The following is a 24,861-nucleotide window of genomic DNA, read 5'->3' on the forward strand; positions in this document are numbered from 1 at the left end:
CTTTTAAATATCTTAAATAGACTCTACAACTATTTATTCAAATCTCTCCAAATAAAAACTCAAAATTAACTTCTAGTCTTAATGCTTCATTATACTTCTAAATACTATCTCTAGCATCTAAAATTGTCAATCCAATATGTCAATGAACTTCTTAAAAAATTCTTGATAAACCCTCAACATCCCTGCCGATAAGTTCCGTTATTTTGCGGGTGCAAATGTAAAACTAATTTTTACTTTGACAAAATGTTTTTGAAAAATAATTTTTTATTTTTTTAAAACCTTTTAAAGCTTAAACAAATAAAAAGATCTTAACTCTTAAAACCCTTCTCAAACACCCTTCTCTCAATGATCGTGCAATGCGTTATTGCGGGTGCAAAACTACAACCTTTTTCCATCTAAACAATGAACTTTTTTAAAGAAATTTGAAATAAATCACAACTCTAAGATAATCAATGTTTTAAAATATAAAATAATTTAATAACCATAAAATCGGAACTGCCTCCACCAAAAAAGATGTATAATATAAACTTCGTTTTTCTGTTGAAAAAAACAATAGCACGGTTGATAAAGCACTCATCAACAAAAAAGGCAAACGTTTAAAATCTGGATGAAAAAAATGGAAAAGAACAAAACTGATAGTTATAAAGAAGAAGCCCGTAAGTTTTGCACCTCTCACCCCTATTAATTGAGGAATAGTATTTAAATGCATAGCATCATCTTTCAAATCTCTTATTTCAAACGGAATCATAAGAATAAGCACCCAAAGAAAACGAATAACAAAATAAGCAATCAATTGAGGGCTTAACGTAAAGCTAGCATCTGATGCAGCAACAGGAAGTAAAACTGTACAGACAGTCCAAACAATTGCAATAATAAAAATCTTTAAACCACCTAAGTCTCTTAAATTATGAAAGCCAGGCAATAATGGTAAAGTGTATAAGAGTGTCAACAAAACCAAAACAAAACCAACAAGTAAGGTCGTAAAATTTAAAAAGAATAGACTATATATAAGGTAAAGAAAAATCAAAAACGAATAAACCAGAATCACCTTTAAACGCATTGTAGGCTTAACATCTCTAAATCCTGCAATGCTAGCATATTTTACAAAATTGTAAGCTGTTACACTTGCTGCAAACACAAAAGAAATTAAGTGATAATCAATTTTTATTTTTAAATCAATAAATGTCAGCACAGTAAAACTAGCTATTGCAAGCGCAACATGCGTACTGCTGTTTATATAAAAGTCAAATATATTTTTAAGATAATTCACGATGTAAATTTAAAATATATAATTAACGAATAATGCATCGTTTTTAAGCAATCTTTTCTTTTTAAAGATGTATTTTTGCTTGCAAATTTTAAACTGCTTCTAATGAATACAGAATCGTTTGCACTAAGACACATTGGACCTCGACCTGAGGATATTTCAGAAATGTGTAAGGTCATCGGTGTTGAATCTCTTGACCAGCTAATTTACGAGACAATTCCTGACGATATTAATCTTGAAAAAAAGCTTAATTTACCTAAAGCTTTAAGCGAATATCATTTCGCTAGTCATATTAATGATTTGTCTCAAAAAAATCAAGTTTTTAAATCTTATATTGGATTAGGCTACCATGAAGCCATTTTACCTGCTGTCATACAGCGTAATATTTTAGAAAACCCAGGATGGTACACAGCATATACACCATACCAAGCAGAAATTGCTCAAGGTCGACTTGAAGCCTTACTTAATTTCCAAACCGTTGTTTCAGAATTAACAGGTATGGAAATCGCAAATGCTTCCCTTCTTGATGAATCCACTTCTGCAAGTGAAGCGATGACATTACTTCACGCTGTTAGAGATAGACAACAAAAGAAAAATAATGTCATCAAGTTTTTTGTTGATGAAAATGTATTACCACAAACTTTAGCTGTTCTTGAAACGCGCTCTGAACCTTTAAATATTGAATTGGTTGTTGGTGATCCTGGTGATTTTGATTTTTCAGAGGAATTCTTTGGAGTTTTACTTCAATATCCTGGTAAAAATGGATTGATTAGAGATTTTGAGGCATTCACGCAAAAAGCTATCCAGAATAATATTAAAGTTGCTGTTGCAGCCGACATATTGAGTCTTGTAAAGCTTGAAGCTCCTGGAGACTGGGGTGCTGATGTTGTTGTTGGAACAACGCAACGTTTCGGAATTCCTTTAGGTTATGGTGGTCCGCACGCAGCTTACTTTGCAACAAAAGAAGAATATAAGCGTAGTCTTCCTGGTCGAATCATTGGTGTGACCAAAGATATGGATGGAGAGCGTAGTTTACGTATGGCTTTACAAACTCGTGAACAACACATTAAAAGAGACAGAGCAACTTCAAATATTTGTACTGCTCAAGTACTTTTAGCTGTGATGGCTGGTATGTATGCCGTTTATCACGGACCGAAAGGATTGAAGTTTATTGCTGATAAAGTTCACAAAAACACCGTCAAACTTGCAGACACTCTTGAAAAAATAGGTTATCGTCAAGAAAATGAATTATTCTTTGATACGATTCATATCAATGCTGATGCTAAAAAAATTAAGACTTTAGCTGAAGAACGTAGAGTGAATTTCTACTATCCAAACACTGATGCTGTCGTCATTTCTTTAAATGAAACAACTTCAGATGAAGACCTCAAAACAATCGTTGAAATATTTGCTGACGTTATAAATGAAACATCGATAGAAGTTTCAGCAATAGATAAAGATTTAATTGCTGATCACAAACTTGGTCGTCAAACGGAATTTATGACGCATGAAGTTTTTAACTCTTATCACTCAGAAACTGCTATGATGCGTTACATCAAGAAACTTGAACGCAAAGATTTATCTTTAAACCATTCCATGATTTCTTTAGGGTCATGCACAATGAAATTAAATGCAGCCTCTGAAATGCTTCCTTTATCAAACCCGCAATGGGGAAATATTCACCCTTTTGTACCGAAAGAGCAAGCAAAAGGTTATAGAGAAATGCTAACTAACCTAGAAGAACACTTAACTGAAATTACAGGTTTTGCTGCAACTTCGCTTCAACCAAATTCAGGTGCGCAAGGTGAGTTTGCAGGTTTAATGACAATTAGGGCTTATCACCAATCAAACAATGAAAGCCACAGACATATTTGTTTAGTTCCTTCATCAGCTCACGGTACAAACCCAGCAAGTGCTGTGATGGCGGGAATGAAAGTTGTTGTTGTCAAAGCAAATGAAAACGGTAATATTGATGTTGATGATTTAAGAACTAAAGCTGAAAAGCATAAAGACAACTTAGCGGCTTTAATGGTCACTTACCCTTCAACGCATGGTGTTTTTGAATCTGCAATTAGAGAAATTACTCAAATTGTACATGACAATGGAGGTCAAGTTTACATGGATGGTGCTAATATGAATGCACAAGTTGGCTTGACGAGTCCTGGCCGAATTGGCGCAGATGTTTGTCACCTTAACTTGCATAAAACATTTGCAATTCCGCATGGCGGCGGAGGTCCAGGTGTTGGGCCTATTTGTGTTGCAGAACAACTTGTACCGTTTTTACCGACAAATCCAGTCGTTGAAGTTGGTGGAGACCAAGGGATCTCAGCTATATCGGGGGCTCCATTCGGTTCATCATTGGTTTGCTTGATATCTTATGGTTACATCAGAATGCTTGGGGAAGAAGGCCTAACAGCATCAACAAAAGCCGCAATTCTGAACACGAATTATGTTAAAGCTAAGCTTTCTAAACACTATAAAACTCTATATTCAGGTGAAAGAGGTCGTGCAGCTCACGAAATGATTATTGACTGTCGTCATTTTACAAAAATGTATGGTATTGAAGTTAAAGATGTTGCAAAACGTTTAATCGATTATGGTTTCCACGCACCTACAGTTTCATTTCCGGTTGCTGGAACATTAATGATAGAACCAACTGAAAGCGAAAACAAAGAAGAATTGGATCGTTTTTGCGATGCGATGATTTCTATTCGAGAAGAAGTTGAAAACAGCTCAAAAGATGATGAGGAGAACATTCTTAAAAATGCACCACATACATTAGCGATGATTACAACTGATGAGTGGACGCTTCCTTATTCAAGAAAAGAAGCTGCTTTTCCTTTAGATTATTTAAATGAAAATAAATTCTGGCCGTCAACACGCCGTGTTGATGAAGCTTATGGAGATAGAAACTTAATGTGTTCTTGTGCTCCTGTTGAAGAATACGTTTAAATAATCAAGATTTGATTTAATTATGGCGATAGATAAAAATCTGTCGCCATTTTTTTTTGACTTATCTCATATAGGACCAAATTATCTTAGATTTTTTAGGCTATTTTATTGATAAGTTCAATAAAATAGTTGAATTTTGAAGAAGACTTTGAAAACATCAAAACTATGTACAACGTAAAAATAACTGGGGTAGGAAGTTACATTCCTTCGACTGTTATCAAAAATAAAGATTTTCTTAATCATAAATTTTTCACACCTAGTGAAGTGGAATATGATTCAGATCAAGAAGAAATTATTCAAAAATTTAAGGATATAACTGGCATAGAAGAAAGACGATACGTTGATAAGTCTAAAACGACTTCTGATATTGCTGCTATTGCTGGACAAAAAGCAATTTCACATGCTGGTATTGACCCAGAGACACTAGATTATATAATAGTTGCTCACAATTACGGTGATGTTAAGCATGAAACTCAACAATCTGACATGGTTCCCAACATAGGCGCACGTGTCAAGTCTATTTTAAAAATAAAAAACCCAAACTGCGTTGCTTACGATCTTATCTTTGGCTGCCCAGGCTGGATACAAGCATGCATACATGCAAAATCTTTTATCAATAGTGGCATTGCAAAACGCGTACTTGTCATAGGTGCAGAAACTTTATCGCGTGTGGTTGATCCGCATGATAGAGATTCTATGATTTATGCTGATGGAGCTGGAGCAACAATACTAGAAGCGACAGACGATTCAAGCGGAATTTTAACACATAAATCAGCCAGCCACACTTATAAAGAGTCAAAATACATATTTTTTAATAAATCTTATTCTCCTGATCAACATGATGAACGCGGTTATATCAAAATGCACGGAAGAAGGATTTATAATTTTGCACTTACTGAAGTTCCTAAAGCTATGAAAGCTTGTTTTGATGAAAGTAAAGAAGACATTAATAATCTGAAACGAATTTTCATTCATCAAGCTAATGAAAAAATGGATGAGGCAATTATTAAAGGTTTCTTTAAGTTATATGATAAAAAAGTGCCTGAAGGCGTGATGCCAATGAGCATTAGCAAATTAGGAAATTCAAGTGTCGCTACGATTCCAACTCTTTTTAATCTTTATATGAATGGTGATTATGGCGAACCTCTTCAAAAAGGTGATATCGTGATGTTTGCAAGTATTGGAGCAGGTATGAATGTCAATGCGATTACATATCGATCATAACAGATGAAAATTCTTATTATCATACCAGCACACAATGAAGCTGATAGTATTGGTAAAACATTAGATTCTCTGTTGACACAAACCTATGCAGCTCAACAAATTATTGTTGTTGATGATAACTCAACTGATGAAACAAATGCAATTGTTTCTGAATATGCTGAAAAAAATTCAGCAGTTAAGTTAGTTTATAAAGAATCATCAGAACAACACGAGCCTGGAAGTAAAATCATCAAAGCTTTTCAGTTTGGCTATGCACACAAAACAATAGATTACGATCTTGTCTGTAAATACGATGCTGATCTCATTTTTCCTGAAAATTATTTAGAAGAAATGTCAAAAACTTTTCTTACTGATGCTAAGCTAGGAATTTTTGGAGGTTTCTGTTCTATTGAAAAAAATGGCAAATGGCAATTAGAGAATCTGACAAATAAAGATCATGTTCGCGGTGCTTTAAAAGCATATTCTGCAAGATGTTTTAAAAAAATAAATGGTCTTATTCCTGAAATGGGCTGGGATACAATTGATGAACTCCTCTGTCAATATCATGGTTATAAAATCAAAACAGATGAAAGCTTATTAGTCAAGCACCTGAAGCCAACTGGAAGTCGGTATAAAAAATCGCTACCTAATAAATTTGGAGTCTCGCTTCATCAAATGCGATATGACTTTGGCTTAGCTTTGATTACTTCATTAAAAATGGGAGTCAATAAGAAAGATTTAGGTTTCATTTTAAAGTCTACTTCTGCTTTTCTTTCTGCTAAAACAAAAAAAATCCCTTATTTAGTTAATGCTAAACAAGGGAAATTTATACGTCAACTTCGTTGGAATGGCGTTAAAGCTAAATTATTTTAAAGCTTCAATAATCACATGGCCAGTTGCTCCGTTTGGCATTGCTGTTCCTAATAAGGCTGAAATCGTTGGAGCGATATCTGTGATATAAGCTTTCCTGAAGCTTTGACCTTGTTTAATACCAGCTCCGTAAATTAAAAATGGTGCTTGAGTATCATAGTTTAAACTGCTCCCGTGTGTTGAGCCTTTACGAGAATAAGAAATAACTGAAGGGTTCAACGCATAAATAACATCACCACTTCTTTTTTGGTTAAAGCCTCTTTTGATTAACTCAGCAGCTGAGTAGCTCATGTCGTTATTTTCAATATTTTCACGGGTAAAAACCTTGTCAATTTGATCATACTGAATCAAGAAGTGTTTGAGTTCGTTTTGGACTTCAACAAAATCAGTATAAGTTTTAAACTGATCATAGTCTAAGAAAATCTGGTTGTTACTGATATTTCTTATCACTGAAGCATCAAGATCCAAATTTTCTTCTACAAAAGACTTGACATCTTTTCTAAATTGTTTTGTATCGAAATAACCAGCTGGTATTTTCTCATCTTTCAAAAATTGAGGAACATGAACCGCACCGTGATCCGCAGTCAGAAAAAGTGTATAGTTGCCCTCTCCTACTTTTTTATCTAAATAATTTAGGAGATCAGCGATTTCAAGATCTAAACGGACGTAAGTATCTTGAATCTCTTTTGAGTTGACTCCGAAATTATGGCCAACATAATCTGTGCTAGAAAAACTTAATGTCAAAACATCAGTAAACTCTCCTTGTCCTAATTTTTCATGATTTATTGCGGCTTTTGCGAAATCGAGTAGTAAACTATTACCATAAGCTGTTGCTTTCAAAATATCGTAACCGCCATTCTTTTTACTTAACTTCTTCAAATCATAAGGGAAAGTTGCTTTTTTCTTTCCTTTAAATCCGTTTTCGTAATTATTCTCATCACTACCACTTTCCGTATAAGACTCAATTGGTTTTAGTGTTTTCCACTCCTTTAAGTATGATTTTGCAATTTTGGATTTATTGAATTCCTGAACCCATTCTGGCAATTCATCAAAATAAAAATCACTTGAAATAAAATGTCCTTCATCTTTCCCATGAAACCAATAAGCAGCATTAGCAGTGTGTCCAGCTGGTAATATTGCACCACGGTCTTTAATAGAAACACCAATTGTTTTTCCTCTAAATTGAGTATGCAATCTATTTTGATCAGCAAAAGTTGTTGTTAATAATCTGTGTGGTGACATTTTTCCTGCTTTGTCTTTTGTACCTAAAGGATTGACAGAATCATCACTAGCACAATACACGTATTCTCCATTTGTTTTGTTAAACCAACTGTTTGAAATAATCCCGTGCATCATCGGGCTGGTTCCTGTAAATACAGAAGTGTGACCTGGAGCTGTGTAAGTTGGCACATAATCAAAATGTAAGTTCTTCATTTCAAAACCACCAGACTTTAATCTTTTAAATCCATCATCGGAGTAGTGATTTTCAAATTTATTGAGGTAATCAAAACGCATTTGATCTACAACAACGCCAACAACTAATTTTGGTTTTTGGTTCTGAGCATGAAGATTTAAACCTGCTATAAACAGCATTCCCAGAAGTAAGATTTTTCTCATTTTATTTTTTTATACAAAGTTAAGAATTTCTTTAATATTGAAGATAAAGAGTAAGTTAAATTGATAGGTCAAGTTTTTATCATATTTTTATACTTTCATTTCAGGATATAAAATATAAATGAATTATATAGAGAGTATAGGTCAGTACTTTATGATGCTTGGAGATTTGTTTAAAAAAATGACAAAAGGCTCTGTACTTAGACGATTAATTATTCAGGAAATAAATGATTTAATGACAAACTCTTTAGGGATTGTTGTTTTTATTTCATTCTTTATCGGAGCGGTTGTTTCTATTCAAATGGCACTAAATTTATCAAATCCATTAATTCCGAAATCTTTAATAGGTTATGCAGCTCGGCAATCCATTATTTTAGAATTTGCACCTACTTTTATCTCCATTATTATGGCTGGTAAAGTCGGTTCTTTTATCACATCAAGTATTGGGACTATGCGAGTAACTGAACAAATTGATGCATTAGAAGTGATGGGAATTAATTCTTTAAATTACTTGGTATTCCCTAAGATTATTGCAATGCTTTTTTATCCTTTTCTAATAGCCGTATCAATGTTTATTGGAATTATCGGTGCATATTTAGCAGCAGTGATTGGAGGGTTTTTAAGCTCAGAAGCTTTTTTAACTGGAATGCAACAGGATTTCATTCCTTTTCAGGTTGCGTATGCCTTTATTAAAACCTTTGTTTTTGCATTCATTCTTGCCACTGTTCCTTCCTTTCATGGTTACTATATGAAGGGCGGTGCCCTCGAAGTAGGGAGAGCAAGTACAACTTCTTTCGTTTGGACAAGTGTCATTATCATTGTTGCAAACTATGTGATTACACAAATTTTATTAAGCTAATTTTATTATGATAAAAGTAAAAAATCTACATAAATCATTTGATGGTACAGAGGTCTTAAAAGGCATTAACACTTCCTTTGAACCTGGTCAAACAAGCTTAATTATTGGTCAATCTGGTTCAGGAAAAACGGTTTTTCTTAAATGTCTGTTAGGCTTGCACAAACCAACAAAAGGAGACATTTATTTTAATGATAAAACTTACAACGATTTTACAAAAACAAAAAAATCTTTATTGCGTAAAAATATGGGTATGGTTTTTCAAGGTGGTGCGTTATTTGACTCCATGACAGTTTATGAAAATGTCATGTTTCCTTTACGCATGTTTACCAAAATGACCAAAGCTGAAATGGACAACCGCGTGACTGAGGTGCTGGATCGTGTAAATCTTTCAAACGCAAATGATAAGTTTCCTTCAGAAATAAGTGGCGGTATGCAAAAGAGAGTTTCAATTGCAAGAGCCATCGTCAATAAACCAAAGTTTTTATTTTGTGATGAGCCTAACTCTGGCCTTGATCCAAATACAGCAACTATTATTGATCAACTCATTCTTGAAATCACAAAAGAAAACAATATAACTACAGTTGTTAACACGCATGATATGAACTCAGTTTTTGAGATAGGTGAAAAAATTGTTTATCTGCAAGGTGGCATTATTGAATGGGAAGGTAACAACAAAATTATTCATAATGCAGATAATAAAGACCTGATTAGCTTCGTTTATTCTTCTAATCTTTTCAAAAAAGTTAGAGTTGCACAGCAAAAAGGTTATTAAGTTTTTTCTCTTAATCGAGTCTTTCTGGATCCTAAATAGACATCATTTAAAAACCTGAAAAATCAATATCAAGGAAGAGAAACATCAACTTTTAAGTTTTTTGTTTCTAGCTTATAGCTTAGCCATTTCTGAATTTTAGAGGCTAATTCATTTTTACTTTCAACAGACATACTATCTTTAACCACAATCTGAAAGCTCGGGATGGTGTCAATCTTTTCAAAATTAGATGTCAATATTTCAGAAAATGAAACACGATTCACTTCGTCATAATTTAGTTTGATTTCTTGAGCTATTTGCGCAAATGGCAAATCTACTTTCTTGATATATACTTTTTGAAGTTCTGATTCTAAGGCCGCAATTTTGTTTTGCTTCTCAATAAGGTCAAGAGAATCACGACGCTTAAGTTCAACCATGTACCTAAACTCATTAAATTTATCGGAATTTGAATTTTGTAAAATTCTCAAATCTGTATTTTTTAAATTCTCGTAAGTCCTCAATTTTTGTTTCCATATATTAATCACTTCTTCGGGAATTTCTTTCCCCAAGAAAGCTACTTCAATTAAAGAGTTATCACCATTATTGTATTCAATATGTGTTGAATTTGTTTGCAAAAAGAAGCCATTATTTCCTGTGCTCGCTAATTCCTCAGTAACAAAAAGTTTAGCACTTTGATCAAAATAAGACTCTTGAAGTAATTTATAAAACAAATAAATACTCGGAATAATAGCAATCACAGCAATGAAGTAAGTTGATCGTGCGATAAATTTACGACGTTTCGAATTGGCATATCTGACCAATGGAAATTTTAAAACCTTAGAAACCACGAATGTAGATAATGCAATAAAAACTGTATTAATTGTGAACAAATACATCGCTCCACCGAAAACACTTAGATCCCAAACTGCTAGACCGTAACCTGCTGTACATAATGGCGGCATTAAAGCCGTAGCAATTGCAACACCAAAAATAACACTGGCAATTGTTCCTTTTTTGGTTTTAGCAATAATCAAAGCCAAACCACCAAAAATAGCAACAATCACATCTAAAATAGTCGGCTCCGTTCTGGCCTCAAGCTCTGGTGTTAACTCAGTTAATGGTGATAATTGAAAATAAAGAAAAGCTGTGACAACACTTAAACCAACCATCACGCCAAGATTAATCAAAGATCGGCGTGTGGTGTCAATATCATTAATAGCAACCGAAAAACCTAAACCTACAATTGGTCCCATTAATGGAGAAATTAACATGGCTCCGATAACGACTGCTGTACTACTTACGTTCAAACCAATAGAAGCGACAATAATCGAAAAAACTAAAATCCAAGCATTGTGACCACGAAAAGGAATATCTTTTATGATAGCTTCCATCGTTGAGTCACGATCGGTTTCATCTCGTATATCTAATAAATGAATAAGATAATTTCTGATGCTCCCATAAGTTTTTTTGGCATTCTGCTTCACATTATCTGTCGACTTTTCATCATCAGATTTTTGCTGAGCAGAATCATCCTGGCTTTTTTGAGACTCTTTTGACTCATCTCCAGCTGCTTGTCCCGAATTCTTTCTGTTTTTGTCTTCTTCCATTTTTAACCTATTGCATCACCAAATTTTTCAATCGCCTGTTGTCTTAATTTTTTAATATCTTGTTCATCTGATTTCGGTGCTATCACTAGTACTTTTTCATCCTCAACAATTATAAAATCATTGAGCCTTTGGATGACTACAATTTTATCTTTTTCCGTACGGATAATATTGTTTGAACTATGATTTAAAATTGCTTTAGCATTAACAACCGCGTTTTTTTCAGAATCTTTGTCGAGTTTATCATGCAAAGATCCCCAGGTTCCTAAATCATTCCAATCAAAATCGGCTGGAACACACTTAACTGATTCTGAACTTTCTAAGATAGCATAATCAATTGAAATATTTTCTGCTTTTGGATAAATATCTGAAATCACCTGACGCTCATCGAATGTGTTTAATTTTGACACTTCATCATTAAAGAGCGAAAACATTTTTGGTTGAAATTCTTGAAATTCATTTAAAATATAAGCTGTTGACCAAATAAAAATACCTGCATTCCATAAGAAATTACCCTGATTGAGAAAAGATTTTGCTGTTCCGTAATCAGGTTTCTCTGTAAACTTTACAACGTCTTTAATATCAGAAGATTTATCTTTTTCATATTCGATATAGCCATAACCCGTATTCGGAAAAGTTGGCTGAATACCAAGCGTGAGCAAAGCTCTCTCCTTAGAAGCGACTTTAAAAGCTTGGTTTAAATTTTCGCCAAAACTCTTCTCATCTTCAATCCAGTGATCACTTGGTGCAACAAGCATAACAGCTTCAGGATTGAGTTTATGAATTTTAAGTGCTGCCAGTAAAATACAAGGTGCTGTATTTCGCATAGCAGGTTCTAAAAAAAGTTGATGTGGTTCAAGATTAGGAATTTGTTCCAAAACAAGATCCTCATAAATATCATTCGTCAAAATCAAGATTTGATTCTCAGGAATAAATTTAGCTAAACGACTGTAAGTTTGTTGCAACAGTGTTTTCCCGGTGCCAAGCATATCATGAAATTGCTTTGGGTGAGAGGTTTTACTCACAGGCCAAAATCTAGAGCCTACGCCTCCTGCCATTATCACAGCATATTTATTTTTTGGATTCATCATCCTTCTAATTTTTTGTTTTAATTAATTCTATTTCAGCATTGGGTTGGAAAACATATATTTTTTTGGTAGAAATTTCCAAACACTCATAACGCTTTCTGAGTTTTTTTCCTTTCTTAAAAACCCGACCATTAGCAGCCGTAAATAGACTTCCTATTGGGATTTCAAAAATATAGTTTTTTTCGTTATGCGAATCATATTTCTTCAAAGCTATTGACAAATAAGGATCAGTATCGCTACTTGCTGATGGATTCCTAAAATGCTTAGCTAAAACTGGTAATAAGCTATCAGGAAAAACTTTTGGATTGATCAAAGGCAACATCAATTTCTGAAAAACGTACTTCCATTCCACCCCATGTGGCTTAATACGATGACCATATGTTTCAAAAGCGATTAGATGTGCAATCTCGTGAATAAGCGTCATCAAAAATCGATAAGGATTTAAACTATAATTGACTGTAATTTGATGTTTACCACTTGGAAGCATGCGATAATCGCCATGTTTAGTTTGTCTATCCTTAACGATTTTAAGATGAACATTATAGGTTTTTATCAATTCAGAAACTGAAGTGACAGCACTTGAAGGAATATATTTCAGAAGCGTTTGCTGCATTTATAAAGATTATGGTGTGCTATTGGCAACTTGCAGAAGTTTACCATTGTAAAAACGGTGACCTTTTAGAGCAAAATCAAAAATATAATCTGCCATATCATGTGCAGAAACAGGAGCTTCTAAACCAGGAAAGGCAGCGGCTAACATTTCAGTTTGCACAGCACCTAAAGCCAAAACATTAAATGAAATACCAGTTTCTTTATATTCTTCAGCGAGTAATTCTGTTAATGTAATCACTGCTGCTTTACTTGAACTATAGGCTGCCAATCCAGGAAACTTCACACTTCCTTGAACGCCTCCCATGCTACTGATGGTGACGACATGTGCTGGATTAGAAAAATGTTCAATTAAATGAGATGTTAAGCCGAAAACGCCGAAAACATTTGTTTTATAAACAGACTTAACATCTTTCATCACGGTATTTTTAAAATCTTGTTTTAAAAACTGACCAGCATTATTAATGAGAATATCAATTTTTGATTTTTTGTTAAGAATGTGTTGAACGACTTCAGATAAATTCTTTTCATCTGTTAAATCGCAAGCCAAACTTTCAACATGAGGCAAGTTTAAATCCTTAATAGGTTGAAAGTTCCTGGATAAAGCAAAAACATAATGACCAGCATCTGCAAAAAGACGAACAAGTTCGTAACCAATTCCTCGGCTAGTTCCTGTAATAACAACTGTTTTCATTTTAATTATTTAATTGAATATTATTTTTTGAGGATTGAGCAATTCCTAAAAGTCCAGGTTGAATTTGTTTGATAAGATTCTGAATATGATGGATATTAATTTCTTTATATTCATCATTCACATGATGGTAATAATCAAAATTTGTAAAATCAAATGTGCAAATCGTATGCGCTGGAATTTTGAAAGTTTCATAAAAAGGATAGTTGTCACTTCTCTTAAATAAGTTCATATCTTGAGCTTCTGGTAAAAACCCTAAAGTTTCCTTCTCTGTCATATTATTAAACATTTCAGTAAAATTAGAATTGTTATAACCAGTAATGTAAGCCAAATAATCTTTACCTTTCATTGGAACACCGACCATTTCGATATTAAAAACAGCGTAAGGCTTGATGTCTTGTTTTTTTAAAGACTCACTCAAATGCTTAGATCCCAATAAACCTTTTTCTTCAGCAGTAAAAAGTGCGAAAATAACGTTACGCTGAAGTTTTTGGCCTGAAAAGTATTTTGCCAGTTCCAAAACCGTTGCTGTTCCTGAAGCATTATCATTTGCTCCATTAGCAATCTCGTCACCATCTACAGCTTTAACAATACCGATATGATCGTAATGTGCGCCAATAATCAAGGGAGGTAAATCTGGATTTTCTCCTGGAAGATAGCCAACAACATTGCTGGTTTTATGCTCTCCGACTGTGAAATAATTAAGGTAAGATTTATTCAGATAAGGCTTAATTCCATTTTTTTTTAAAACTCCTTGAATGTAATGAGCGGCTTTTTCAAGACCTTCTGAACCGACATCACGCCCCATAAGTTCATCTGATGTTAGAAATTTTAAAGATTCTTCAAGACCTTTTAAATTTTTACTTTCAAGTGGAGATTGCGTAAGTTGAGTTGATTCTTTTTCTTGAGAGGTATGTTCTTGTTTTTGTGAAGTACAAGCTAAAATCCCGAAAAGGAAAACGGATAATAATGTTATTTTTTTCATAACGTGAATATAAAAAAACTGTCTTTAAAAACGAATTTAAAGACAGTCTAATATAATTCAAATCTTGATCTGTAAAATATCTTAAGCTAACATTGTCACTGGATTTTCAAGATAAGTTTTCAATGTTTGTAAAAACTCTGAGCCTGTAGCTCCATCAACTGTTCTGTGATCACAAGCCAAAGTCAATTTCATTGTATGACCAACTTTGATTTCACCATCACGAACAACTGGTTTTTCAACAATTGCACCTACAGATAAAATTGATGAATTCGGTTGATTTATGATACTAGTAAACTCAACAATACCGAACATTCCTAAGTTAGAAACAGTAAATGTCGAACCTTCCATCTCTTTAGGCTGTAATTTTTTATTGCGAGCTTTAGTTGCTAATGATTTCACATTATTGTTAATTAAGGTAAGCGGTTGCTGATCTGCAAACTCTAGAACTGGCACAACTAAACCTTCATCAACTGCAACTGCAACTCCAATATGAATATGCTTAGCTATACGTGTGACATCATTTTGCCATGTTGAATTAACACGTGGGTGTTTACGTAATGCCATCGCTGAAGCTTTGATCACCAAATCGTTAAATGACACCTTAGTCTCAGGCATTGCGTTGATTTGTTTACGTGATGCCATCGCATTTTCCATATCAACCTCAATTGTAAGGTAGTAATGTGGTGCATTAAATTTAGATTCAGCTAAGCGTTTTGCAATTGTTTTACGCATTTGAGAATTCTTGACTTCCTCAAATGATTCCTCTCCTGCAGGCTGATAAACCTCAACTTGAGACGCAGCTTTTTGTGACGCTTCTTTTTCTTGCTGTTCAGGTTCAGCTTGTTTTGGTGCTTGCTTAGGTTGCTTATTAGGTTGCTTATTAGGTTGATAATTCTCAACATCTTTTTTAACAATGCGGCCATTATCACCTGAACCTTCAACTTGTGATAAATCGATTCCTTTATCTTCAGCAATTTTCTTTGCCAAAGGAGAAGCTAATATGCGTCCTTTACTGTCAGTAGAGTTACTCGTTTTATTTCCTGTTTTTTCTTGACGATGTGTTTGACTTTCATCATTATCTTGACTTTCTGATTTATCATCAGATTTCTTGTCTGAAGACTTTTTAGGAGATTTTGCACCATTACCAATTTGGCTCAAGACTTTGTCAACATCAGTTCCTTCAGGACCAATAATTGCGAGGACATCATCAACCGGAGCTGATTCACCTTCATCAATGCCAATATGTAATAATTGTCCAGCAAAAAAGGATTCAAATTCCATTGTTGCTTTATCTGTTTCGATTTCAGCCAAAATATCGCCTTCTTCCACTTCATCACCTACGGATTTCAACCAAGTTGCAACTGTTCCTTCTTCCATGGTATCACTTAAACGTGGCATGGTAACAACCTCAACACCTTTAGGTAAATTGTCATCATCAGACTTTTGATCGTCATCAGATTGACTATCTTGACCTGAATCGCTTTCTTCAGAATCCTCATCTTTAGAAGCATCATCACCTGAAGATTCAGCGTTTGCTTTTTTAATTAAATCCTCAACATCTTCACCTTCTTCACCAATAATAGCAAGTAAACTATCGACAGGAGCGCCATCGCCTTCTTCAATACCAATATGTAACAAGGTTCCTGAATGGAAAGATTCAAACTCCATTGTTGCTTTATCAGTTTCAATTTCAGCTAAAATATCACCTTCTTCTACTTTATCGCCTTTTTCTTTTAGCCATTTCGCAACAACACCTTCTTCCATGGTGTCGCTTAAGCGTGGCATTTTTACAATTTCTGCCATAAGTAATTATAATTTATGAGGAATGAATGGGTAATCTTCTTGTTCGTAAACAACATCATACATGACGTCTTTGTCTGGAAAGTCAGAATTTTCTGCAAACTCTTCACATTCCTTAACTTTATCTTTTACGCGTTGATCGATTTCTTTAATATCGTCTTCAGTTGCGTATTTCTTTTCAAGAATAATATCTTTCACCTGAATAATCGGATCAATTTTTTGATATTCTTGAACTTCTTCTTTTGTTCTATACTTTTGAGCATCACTCATTGAGTGTCCTCTATATCTGTAAGTTTTAAGATCTAAAAACGTTGGTCCATTACCTGATCTTGCTCTATCGATCGCTTCATCTAAAGCTTCAGCAACTTTCTCTGGTCGCATAGCATCAACAGGGCCACAAGGCATTTCGTAACCTAAACCAAGTTTCCAAATATCTTCATGGTTAGCCGTTCGAGAAACAGAAGTTCCCATCGCATAACCATTGTTTTCAACACAAAACACAACTGGTAATTTCCAGTTCATTGCCATGTTAAAAGTTTCATGCAAAGAACCTTGTCTTGATGCACCATCACCTAAGAAACAAAGTGTTACAGCATTTCTATCAAAATATTTATCCGCAAATGCGATTCCTGCACCTAAAGGAATTTGACCACCAACAATACCATGACCTCCAAAAAACCTATGTTCTTTAGAGAAAATGTGCATTGAACCACCTAAACCTTGTGAGGTTCCTGTTTTCTTACCATAAAGTTCAGCCATCACTTTTTTGGGATCAACTCCCATTCCGATGGGTTGAACGTGATTACGATAAGCTGTAATCATTTTATCTTTCTCAAGATCCATCACATGAAGTGCTCCTGCTAAAATTGCTTCTTGACCATTATAAAGGTGTAAAAAACCTCTTACTTTCTGTTGGATATAAACTTGAGCTAATTTGTCTTCAAATTTTCTCCAAAAAAGCATGTCTTCGTACCACTTGAGATACGTATTTTTTGTGATCTTTTTCATTAGGCGTTTGTTTCTAAAATTCTAAAGTAATGAAATACAAAAGTAGTATTTTAAAGTAGATTTAAAAAGACTTAACATCAATTAAAGTTCTAGATACTTACTCTCAAAAGCTAAAGGTAAAATATCTGCTAAAGAATTAAGCTTCACAACCTTACCTTCTAAGCCCATAAAGTATATTTCGATAGCGTGATTTTGTTTTTGCTCATACTCAGCAATTGCTTGACGACAAGCACCACAAGGTGGAATTGGCTGATCGTTTTTCTTCTTAACCGAAGATGCCGATATGGCTATTTTTAAAATTTTACTGTCAGGATAATTAGCGCCTGCCCAATAGATCGCAGTTCGTTCAGCACACAAACCAGATGGGTAAGAAGCGTTCTCTTGATTACTTCCTTTAACAACTTCACCATTGTCAAGCAAAAGTGCTGCGCCTACTAAAAAATTAGAATATGGAGCATAGGCTTTCTTTCTTGCCTCAAGAGATTTTTTCATCAATTCTTGAGTATCTTTATCTAATTCTGAAATATCATCGTAAATTTCAATTTCAGAGGTCAGTTGTTTTTTTATCATAATTATATTTTGAATCACTAAAATAGATAAAAAAAGCACCAATGTAAATTGATACTTTTTTAAAATCTATATTTATTATGTTATAAATCATTAATACTCATAATAAGCTCCTGAATTAATATTGAAAGTTAATCCAAATCTTAAGGTCCCTTCTAAAGGATTCTGAACTGGAGAGGTTGAGAATAAATAGGATGCATCAATTGTTATTGAAGAGTATTTAAATCCAGCACCAATGGTTAGGTATTTTCTATATCCTTTATCCTCAGCTTCATTGAAGTAACCAACTCTTAAAGCAAAGCTGTTTTCATACCAATACTCAGCACCTAATGCCCATGTAAATTCTTTTAACTCTTCAGAAAAGCCGTCAGGCGCATCTCCCCAAGACGAAAAGATACCTGAAAACTCATTTGTGTTATTGTAATCAATTAAAGCGTCTTGACTTTCTTGTGTTAAATTACCATTTTCGTCTGTTTCTAGTTTTGGAGGAGTAGGAACTAAAAGCTTATTAAACTCTGCAAAAATACCTATTGTATTGGCAGCATCTAAGATAAAGTCGAACCCTACACCAGCTTTAAAATTAGTAGGTAAAAAGTTCTCAGAACCTGCATCATCATATTTAATTTTAGGGCCTATATTACTGATGCTAGCTCCCGCTCTCCAACGGCCATTAAATTCTTTATAAACTTGTTCTTCTCCTTGATAAAACATTGAAATGTCGGCTGCGAAAGTATTCGCTGCAGATGCATCACTGATATCAGAAGGTATTTTAAGATCAGAACGAATGTAACGCCCTGTTACTGCCATTGAGAACATGTCGCTTAAACGCAGAGCGTAGCTAACATCAAGTGCAAACTCGTTAGGTTCAACCTCTCTTGGCACTTGAGCAGCAGTCTCCCTTAACTCAACACCTCCAAGACCAAAATAACGTAAACTTGCAGAAACAGAACTTCTTTCATTAAAACGATTAAAATAAGTCAGTTGCGCCAAGTTAATATCATCAGCGATTTCTCTTAAATAAGGTGTGTATGATAAAGCCACACCTTGTTGTGCTTCTGAAAAAACATATTTTGCTGGATTCCATTGTTGTGAAAAAGCATCAGCTTTAGTAGCTATTCCTTGATCACCAAGACCAGATGCACGCGCATCTGCTGAAATCATTAAAAAAGGAACACCAGTAACGACAACACGCCTATTATCTTGCGCTTTTGCTATTTGTTGAGCACCAAGTGCTATAAGTAAAGTGAATAAAAATGTATGTTTCATAATGTAACTTGAATTGCAAATATAATGTTATAAATTTATTGAAGTATGACTAATTTCTCGTATTTTTCTTGTCTTTGATTTGTGACTGTAGATTCGACTGTCAATTTGTAAACATAAACGCCTTTTCCTATTTTCTGACCAAAATCGTCTAAGCCATCCCAAACAATATCTCTTGATAAAAATCCGTCTGTTGTAATGGTTTGTTGATGACTCCAAACAATTTTTCCAGTGACTGTAAAAACCTGGACTTGAACATTTAAAGGTTCGAATGGTCGGTTATGGTTGAACCAAAACTCAGTGTAATCTACAAAAGGGTTAGGATAGTTAAGAACGTTTGTCAGTCGTAATTCATCATTACCACTTACCACAAAGTCTAACTCTGCAATTGCAGAATTATTGTAAACATCCCAAGCTTTTAAAGTCAAATGATGTAATCCTGGCTCCAAGTCTTTTAATTGATAATAAACTTTACCCGATTGATATGTATCTACATCAGCCTCATAATAATCGTTTAAAATAATCGGATTTTCTTCATCGCCATCAATAATCGCAACGATATCATGACCTATACCGCCAGCGGTGTTAATTCCGTTATCATCTTCTAATAAAGCCAAAATATAAGGATCAGAATTTGTAATGCCTCCATTAACAAAAGATTCATCGTTCATATAAGCATTAACCAAAGGACCTTGATTATCATCAGGTGCATTCTGGTTTAAACCTCCAATTTTAATATCTTCAGAGAATCCACTAAACTCATCTAATTCATCATTGTCTAAAGCATAAAAACTAAATCGACCTTCACCAATAGGTATTTTAGTATCTTTAGGTAAAACAAATGAAAATTCGAATTCACCATTATTGATAGATGCTTTTCCGTTAAACAACAACTCTCCTAAAGTTGTAAAATCCATGATCAATAACTCTCCGTTTTGCGTCACATTTCCGTTACCTAAAGTTTGTCTTTCTATGCGTTTGTCAAAAACAGAAGCTGTCAATTCACCTTGGTAATTCTGAAGGACTTGTCCGTTACCGCCAACTATTTTTCCTTTGATTTGAGCTTTATCCAATGCTTGAAGTGTATCAGAATATTGCTGAATAGGAATATCATTAATATGGCTAATTTGAACTTGTGGTTCCGGTAAAGGTAATCGCATCGTTGGATCACCGATAAAAAACACAATACGTTTTCCGCTTCCTGATAAAGCATTCTTGGCATTCATAACGGACTCAGCTATCGTTTCTTTAGTATTTGCAAAATCAAAAAGAAAAGGTGCGAAGGCATTATTAAAAGCAACACCAGCAGAAACCGTAATTGATCGTGTTGTGGCAACCATTCCGACTGCGCCACCTGTAGGATTCCAGTATGTCATTTCGCCACCAGTTTCTCGAAGTGGGTTATCAAATTTCGTGAAATCACAAGTAATAGTTACAAAAATATTGTATCTCGATGGATTAGTCCAGTTCTGAACAGAAGTTTGCGTCACTATTCTTTCTTGAGCTAAACCCTCTTCTCCACCGTGACCAAAATAATTAACTACGATAGCTCCAACTTCAATAGCTTCGTTAATCGCTTTATTCACATCTGGATAACGATCACCACCCGCTGAAGGTTGTTGTTCATAAGCATCAGAATGAATTTTTTTGACATTGATCGTAGGTCTGTTTGCAGCGATTTCATCACCTAAATCATCCAATTGAACCTGAATATCGTTAAACTCATAAACTTCATCAACATCATCAGAAATCAAAAGAAAATCATTTCGCCAAGATTTATAAGCTGGACGTGACTCATGTTCTTCAATCTTTCTAATCATCTCAAAAGCTTGCTGCGGTGTTTTTGCTATAATTCGACCGACAGCCAAATCCATTTTATCTGAAGAAATCATTCTTCCTTCAGAAGGATCCATCATTGCAAAAAAATCATCAGACATGAAAGAACTTCTAGTATTTGAAAAACTCCCATAACTTTGATAAGTCGGAACAACATTGGTATTATTAGGTAAGCGGTTTTTAAAATCTACAGAAGTATCTCCTAATAAAGCAACATATTTCAAACGTTGAGAAGGCGAAGATGCGTTGGAGTAAACGTAGCGAATAAAATTACGTATCGCGCCAATATCTTGTTTACCTGAATTAAATTCTTCGTAAATATCTTTAAGCTTCACAACCTTAGTTGTCAGATTGTTTTTCTGACGACGTAAATCTGCTAGTTTATTTGCGGCACCTAGAAAATCTTCTCTGGTAATAATTATAAAATCAACATCTTCAAATTGATTTTGTGAATTCATAAAAACCTCACCTTTCAGGTTAACGCGCTCTGCAATTTTTTTAGATCTTTCATATTGCGGTTCATAATAATTATCTGTTATCGCGACAAATTCTTTATCGCCAGACATATTTGTTTTAAAGCTAAAAAGACTTTCTTGATTTGTATTTCTGACTGAACGTGGCGAACCAAACTCAGTGATATCCCAAACTTGGTTGACCTCATTAGCGTTTGAAATTTGATATTCAGCAATACCATTAGGAAGCGATGCTTCACTATTTTTGAATTTAAATTGATCACTTCCTGCCATTAATTCACGTGTGGCTTCAATACTGATGAAGTCGAGATAGCCAATCGCACCAGGATTACCATTCTTGTTATATGTCAATTGAATATCAAAAGAATCAGAACTCAAATTGATGTTTCCGCTATAATTTCCACCTGTTGCTGGAGATGTTGCGGATGTAGAACCGAAATTGATTTGAGAAACATTCTGGCCGTCATATTTGATTGACATCTGGCTATTTAATTCAGAAACAGCACCTGCATAAACATTGATTTCGGCAGGTTTTGAACTGACCAAATTTTCAAAAGTGAAGGAATAATCCCGCTGTGTTTCTAAATCAAATCTATCACCAAACCACCGTCTTCCTACTAATGCAAGACTGACTTCATCTTTTTCATAAAATTGATAGTCTTGAAAATCAGTCACGATAACATCCGCAGCTGCAGAAGGCTGAGCCATTGGCAGAATTCTTTTACCATTAGGTTCTGCAATCGCTATATAATAATATGAGCGATCAGCATAAAGATTGATATTGGTTTTACTCTCCTCATTCCATTGAAGCGTCGATGTTCCGTAAAACAAAAGGTAATCATTATCATTAAAAACACCATCTCCGCTATCAAAAACTTGAATCGCATGCTCTGGCGGATCAAAATATAAGTTTCCTGAATTCTCAAGAGGCAACATTCCTCCTCCATGACCAAATAATTTAATACGTCTTGAATCGAGTTGACTGATATCAATACCAAGATTTTTTAAAAATCGACCTGTAATTTTATAAACACCATTTTCTTCAACATAAAATTTATAAAGTTGATATTTTTTAAAAATGGAATGATCAACTGAGGGAACTGATTGCGTTTGAAAACCTTGAGAGTTTGTTACTCTTGAACCTGTTGCTCTTAGTTCAAAACTTGTCACGCGTTGATAACGTCCGTTATTTTTGATAATAGGATTAAACTCTATATTAAAGTAAGATTTAGAACGCCCTTTAGAAACCGAAGTTTGTAGATTGATATCTTTTTCTGTCTGAAACGCGTCAAATGATCTCGTCTCAAAATACTCATACTGTATATTTTCAACCTGATATGAACTCCCATCGACTTCCCAACTGCGTGCGTATGAAATACTTTTCTCAACAGAATCATAATTATAATACAATTGATTAAAGTGAGGTACTTTATAAAAGAAAGAACCATCAACAGCAAATGTCTCAGTTGATTTCCAATTGAGTTTAATTGTTTGAGATTGACCATAAGTGTGAATCGTTAACAAAACAAAAACACCCAAAAAATAAAATAATCTACTTGTATACATTGCTTATGAAACGTGAGTTTTCTTATGATATTATAATTGCAAATCTAATTTTAAAGAAAGTTTTAACAACATAAATCTATTTTTTTTTGATTATAAAAAAATAATCTTGTTAATACAGCGTTAATTATTATATTGCGAACCTAAATTACTTATTGATAAATATCTTAATTATGAAATTAAAAAATCTCCGAAAGGTTGGGATTACAATGGTAGCTGCACTTGCAGTTGCAAGTTGTAATAATTCAAGAGATTATTCAGATTCATCTAGAGCTACTGGTTGGGATTTGACTGGAAGAAATGGAGGTCCTGAATTTAATACGGACTATGATGAGAAAGAACCAGCTCCTGGACTAGTATTTATAGAAGGCGGTACATATACAATGGGTAGAGTACAAGATGACGTAATGCATGATTGGAACAACACGCCAGTCCAGCAACACATACAATCATTTTACATGGACGAAACAGAGGTCACAAATCTTATGTATTTGGAATACCTTAATTACCTCAAGCAAATGTTTCCTCCAACAGATCAAAAATATTCTAATATATACAAAGGTGCGCTCCCTGATACTTTAGTTTGGAGAAACCCACTTGGTTTTTTAGAGAATATGGTTAATGATTACCTGAGACATCCAGCATACCAAAACTATCCTGTTGTTGGTGTTAACTGGATTCAGGCGACTGAATTTAGCCGTTGGAGAACTGACAGAGTAAACGAAAAAATTGCTTCTGATGAAGGTTTCACAGCTGAAGATGCATACATGAATACTGATGCAACCTCAAATTTCACAACTGAAACTTACCTTAACGCGCCAAGTAAAGTTTATGGTGGAGATGAAGAGAAACTAAAAGGTGGAAGAGAAACACAAAGAAAAATAGATCGTCAAAACAGAAATAATGATCCTGACAATCCAGAAGAAAAGAATATTTTTGTAAAGAAGAAAGATGGAGTTTTCTATCCAGAATATAGACTTCCAACTGAGTCAGAGTGGGAATACGCAGCTTTAGCACAGTCATCTATTAGAGAATACAATTCTTATAAAGGACGTAAAAAATATCCATGGGATGGAGATTACACACGTTCTGGGAAAAGAAAATCTATTGGTGATCAAAAAGCAAACTTTAAACAAGCTGTAGGTGATTATGGTGGTATCCAAGGATGGAGCGACGATAACGCGGATATTACTGCTGAAGTAAAGTCATACGAACCAAACGATTACGGACTCTATGACATGGCAGGTAATGTTTCAGAGTGGGTAGCTGATGTTTACAGACCAAGAATCGATGTTTCTTTTAATGATTTCAATTATTACAGAGGTAACGTTTATACAAGAAATGTTATTAACGAAGATGGAACTGTCAAAGTATTAGGTGCTGATGATGTGAAGTATGATACATTAAGTGACGGTCGAATTGTAGCTCGAGGTTTACCTGGTGAAATTGAGAAAGAAGCTATCGACGAAAAAGAAACTTATTTAAGAACAAACTTTTCACGAAGCGATAATAAAGATTTTAGAGATGGAGATAAATTATCTTCTCGATATTTTGGACAAGGTGCTACAGGTGATGATGAAAGAATGTATAATTCACCTCAACACCAAGTTACAGCTGCGCAAGACAGCTTAAATCGTGAGTACGACAAATCTAACGAAAGAACTACTTTAATTGATAATAGCGTTAGAGTTTATAAAGGTGGCTCATGGAGAGATAGAGCTTACTGGTTAGACCCTGCACAAAGAAGATACTTCCCGCAAGATATGTCAACCGACTTTATCGGCTTTAGAAATGCTATGTCTAAAACGGGTTCTAAAACTTTTAAAGGAAGAAAAGCAAGAAATTAAAATAATAAATTAAT

Annotated in this window: 18 protein-coding genes; 6 read left to right on the forward strand and 12 right to left on the reverse strand. The window is 34.3% G+C overall.

The window, feature by feature from the left end; translation table 11 throughout:
- Positions 1-457: 457 nt before the first annotated feature.
- Complete coding sequence (locus BLV84_RS00005; protein WP_093237616.1) at positions 458-1,270, reverse strand: UbiA family prenyltransferase; 813 nt, start codon at positions 1,268-1,270, stop codon at positions 458-460.
- Positions 1,271-1,372: 102 nt separating this feature from the next.
- Between BLV84_RS00005 and gcvP the strand changes: the two genes are divergently transcribed.
- The 3 genes from gcvP (at position 1,373) to BLV84_RS00020 (ending at position 6,295) form a co-directional block, all read left to right on the forward strand.
- Complete coding sequence (gcvP, locus tag BLV84_RS00010; RefSeq protein ID WP_093237618.1) at positions 1,373-4,219, forward strand: aminomethyl-transferring glycine dehydrogenase; 2,847 nt, start codon at positions 1,373-1,375, stop codon at positions 4,217-4,219.
- 165 nt (positions 4,220-4,384) lie between these two features.
- Positions 4,385-5,443 (forward strand): 3-oxoacyl-ACP synthase III family protein, encoded by a 1,059-nt coding sequence (locus BLV84_RS00015; protein ID WP_093238732.1) that lies wholly within the window; start codon positions 4,385-4,387, stop codon positions 5,441-5,443.
- Between the two features lie 3 nt (positions 5,444-5,446).
- Positions 5,447-6,295 carry a glycosyltransferase family 2 protein gene (locus BLV84_RS00020; protein WP_093237621.1) on the forward strand — a complete coding sequence of 283 codons (849 nt, stop codon included), beginning with the start codon at positions 5,447-5,449 and terminating at the stop codon, positions 6,293-6,295.
- On the opposite strand, the gene pafA is transcribed toward BLV84_RS00020, so the two are convergent.
- A complete protein-coding gene (pafA, locus tag BLV84_RS00025; RefSeq protein ID WP_093237624.1) occupies positions 6,287-7,909 on the reverse strand; it encodes an alkaline phosphatase PafA in 1,623 nt (540 codons plus the stop codon). The two genes, BLV84_RS00020 and pafA, sit on opposite strands and share 9 nt — an antisense overlap.
- Before the next feature lie 118 nt (positions 7,910-8,027).
- Here pafA and BLV84_RS00030 point away from each other — a divergent pair, with 118 nt between their 5' ends.
- Positions 8,028-8,765, forward strand: a complete 738-nt coding sequence (locus BLV84_RS00030) for an MlaE family ABC transporter permease (protein ID WP_093237627.1) — start codon at positions 8,028-8,030, stop codon at positions 8,763-8,765.
- Positions 8,766-8,772: 7 nt separating this feature from the next.
- Positions 8,773-9,537, forward strand: coding sequence for an ABC transporter ATP-binding protein (locus tag BLV84_RS00035; protein WP_093237630.1), 765 nt, complete (start codon positions 8,773-8,775; stop codon positions 9,535-9,537).
- Positions 9,538-9,605: 68 nt separating this feature from the next.
- Here the strand turns inward: BLV84_RS00035 and BLV84_RS00040 are convergent, their stop codons facing one another.
- From BLV84_RS00040 to porU, 10 genes are all read right to left on the reverse strand, one after another.
- A complete protein-coding gene (locus tag BLV84_RS00040) occupies positions 9,606-11,120 on the reverse strand; it encodes a DUF389 domain-containing protein (protein ID WP_093237633.1) in 1,515 nt (504 codons plus the stop codon).
- A gap of 2 nt (positions 11,121-11,122) precedes the next feature.
- Positions 11,123-12,205, reverse strand: coding sequence for a mannose-1-phosphate guanylyltransferase (locus tag BLV84_RS00045; protein WP_093238736.1), 1,083 nt, complete (start codon positions 12,203-12,205; stop codon positions 11,123-11,125).
- Positions 12,206-12,212: 7 nt separating this feature from the next.
- Positions 12,213-12,818, reverse strand: coding sequence for a SprT-like domain-containing protein (locus BLV84_RS00050; RefSeq protein ID WP_093237636.1), 606 nt, complete (start codon positions 12,816-12,818; stop codon positions 12,213-12,215).
- A 9-nt stretch (positions 12,819-12,827) separates the two neighbouring features.
- Positions 12,828-13,508 (reverse strand): SDR family NAD(P)-dependent oxidoreductase, encoded by a 681-nt coding sequence (locus BLV84_RS00055; protein WP_093237639.1) that lies wholly within the window; start codon positions 13,506-13,508, stop codon positions 12,828-12,830.
- 1 nt (position 13,509) lies between these two features.
- The gene (locus tag BLV84_RS00060) at positions 13,510-14,490 is read right to left on the reverse strand and encodes a M20/M25/M40 family metallo-hydrolase (protein ID WP_093237642.1); all 981 of its coding nucleotides are present in this window, start codon (positions 14,488-14,490) and stop codon (positions 13,510-13,512) included.
- Positions 14,491-14,571: 81 nt separating this feature from the next.
- The gene (locus BLV84_RS00065) at positions 14,572-16,293 is read right to left on the reverse strand and encodes a pyruvate dehydrogenase complex dihydrolipoamide acetyltransferase (RefSeq protein ID WP_093237645.1); all 1,722 of its coding nucleotides are present in this window, start codon (positions 16,291-16,293) and stop codon (positions 14,572-14,574) included.
- Between the two features lie 6 nt (positions 16,294-16,299).
- Positions 16,300-17,298 (reverse strand): pyruvate dehydrogenase (acetyl-transferring) E1 component subunit alpha, encoded by a 999-nt coding sequence (pdhA, locus tag BLV84_RS00070; protein ID WP_093237648.1) that lies wholly within the window; start codon positions 17,296-17,298, stop codon positions 16,300-16,302.
- Between the two features lie 81 nt (positions 17,299-17,379).
- Complete coding sequence (cdd, locus tag BLV84_RS00075) at positions 17,380-17,868, reverse strand: cytidine deaminase (RefSeq protein WP_093237651.1); 489 nt, start codon at positions 17,866-17,868, stop codon at positions 17,380-17,382.
- Positions 17,869-17,958: 90 nt separating this feature from the next.
- Positions 17,959-19,131 carry a type IX secretion system outer membrane channel protein PorV gene (porV, locus tag BLV84_RS00080; RefSeq protein ID WP_093237654.1) on the reverse strand — a complete coding sequence of 391 codons (1,173 nt, stop codon included), beginning with the start codon at positions 19,129-19,131 and terminating at the stop codon, positions 17,959-17,961.
- A 35-nt stretch (positions 19,132-19,166) separates the two neighbouring features.
- On the reverse strand, positions 19,167-23,003 hold the full coding sequence (porU, locus tag BLV84_RS00085; RefSeq protein WP_093237657.1) for a type IX secretion system sortase PorU: 3,837 nt from the start codon (positions 23,001-23,003) through the stop codon (positions 19,167-19,169).
- A gap of 170 nt (positions 23,004-23,173) precedes the next feature.
- Here porU and gldJ point away from each other — a divergent pair, with 170 nt between their 5' ends.
- Positions 23,174-24,847, forward strand: coding sequence for a gliding motility lipoprotein GldJ (gldJ, locus tag BLV84_RS00090; RefSeq protein WP_093237659.1), 1,674 nt, complete (start codon positions 23,174-23,176; stop codon positions 24,845-24,847).
- The last annotated feature ends 14 nt before the right edge of the window (positions 24,848-24,861 follow it).

This window comes from Psychroflexus halocasei (assembly GCF_900107595.1).
Taxonomy (GTDB): Bacteria; Bacteroidota; Bacteroidia; order Flavobacteriales; family Flavobacteriaceae; genus Psychroflexus; species Psychroflexus halocasei.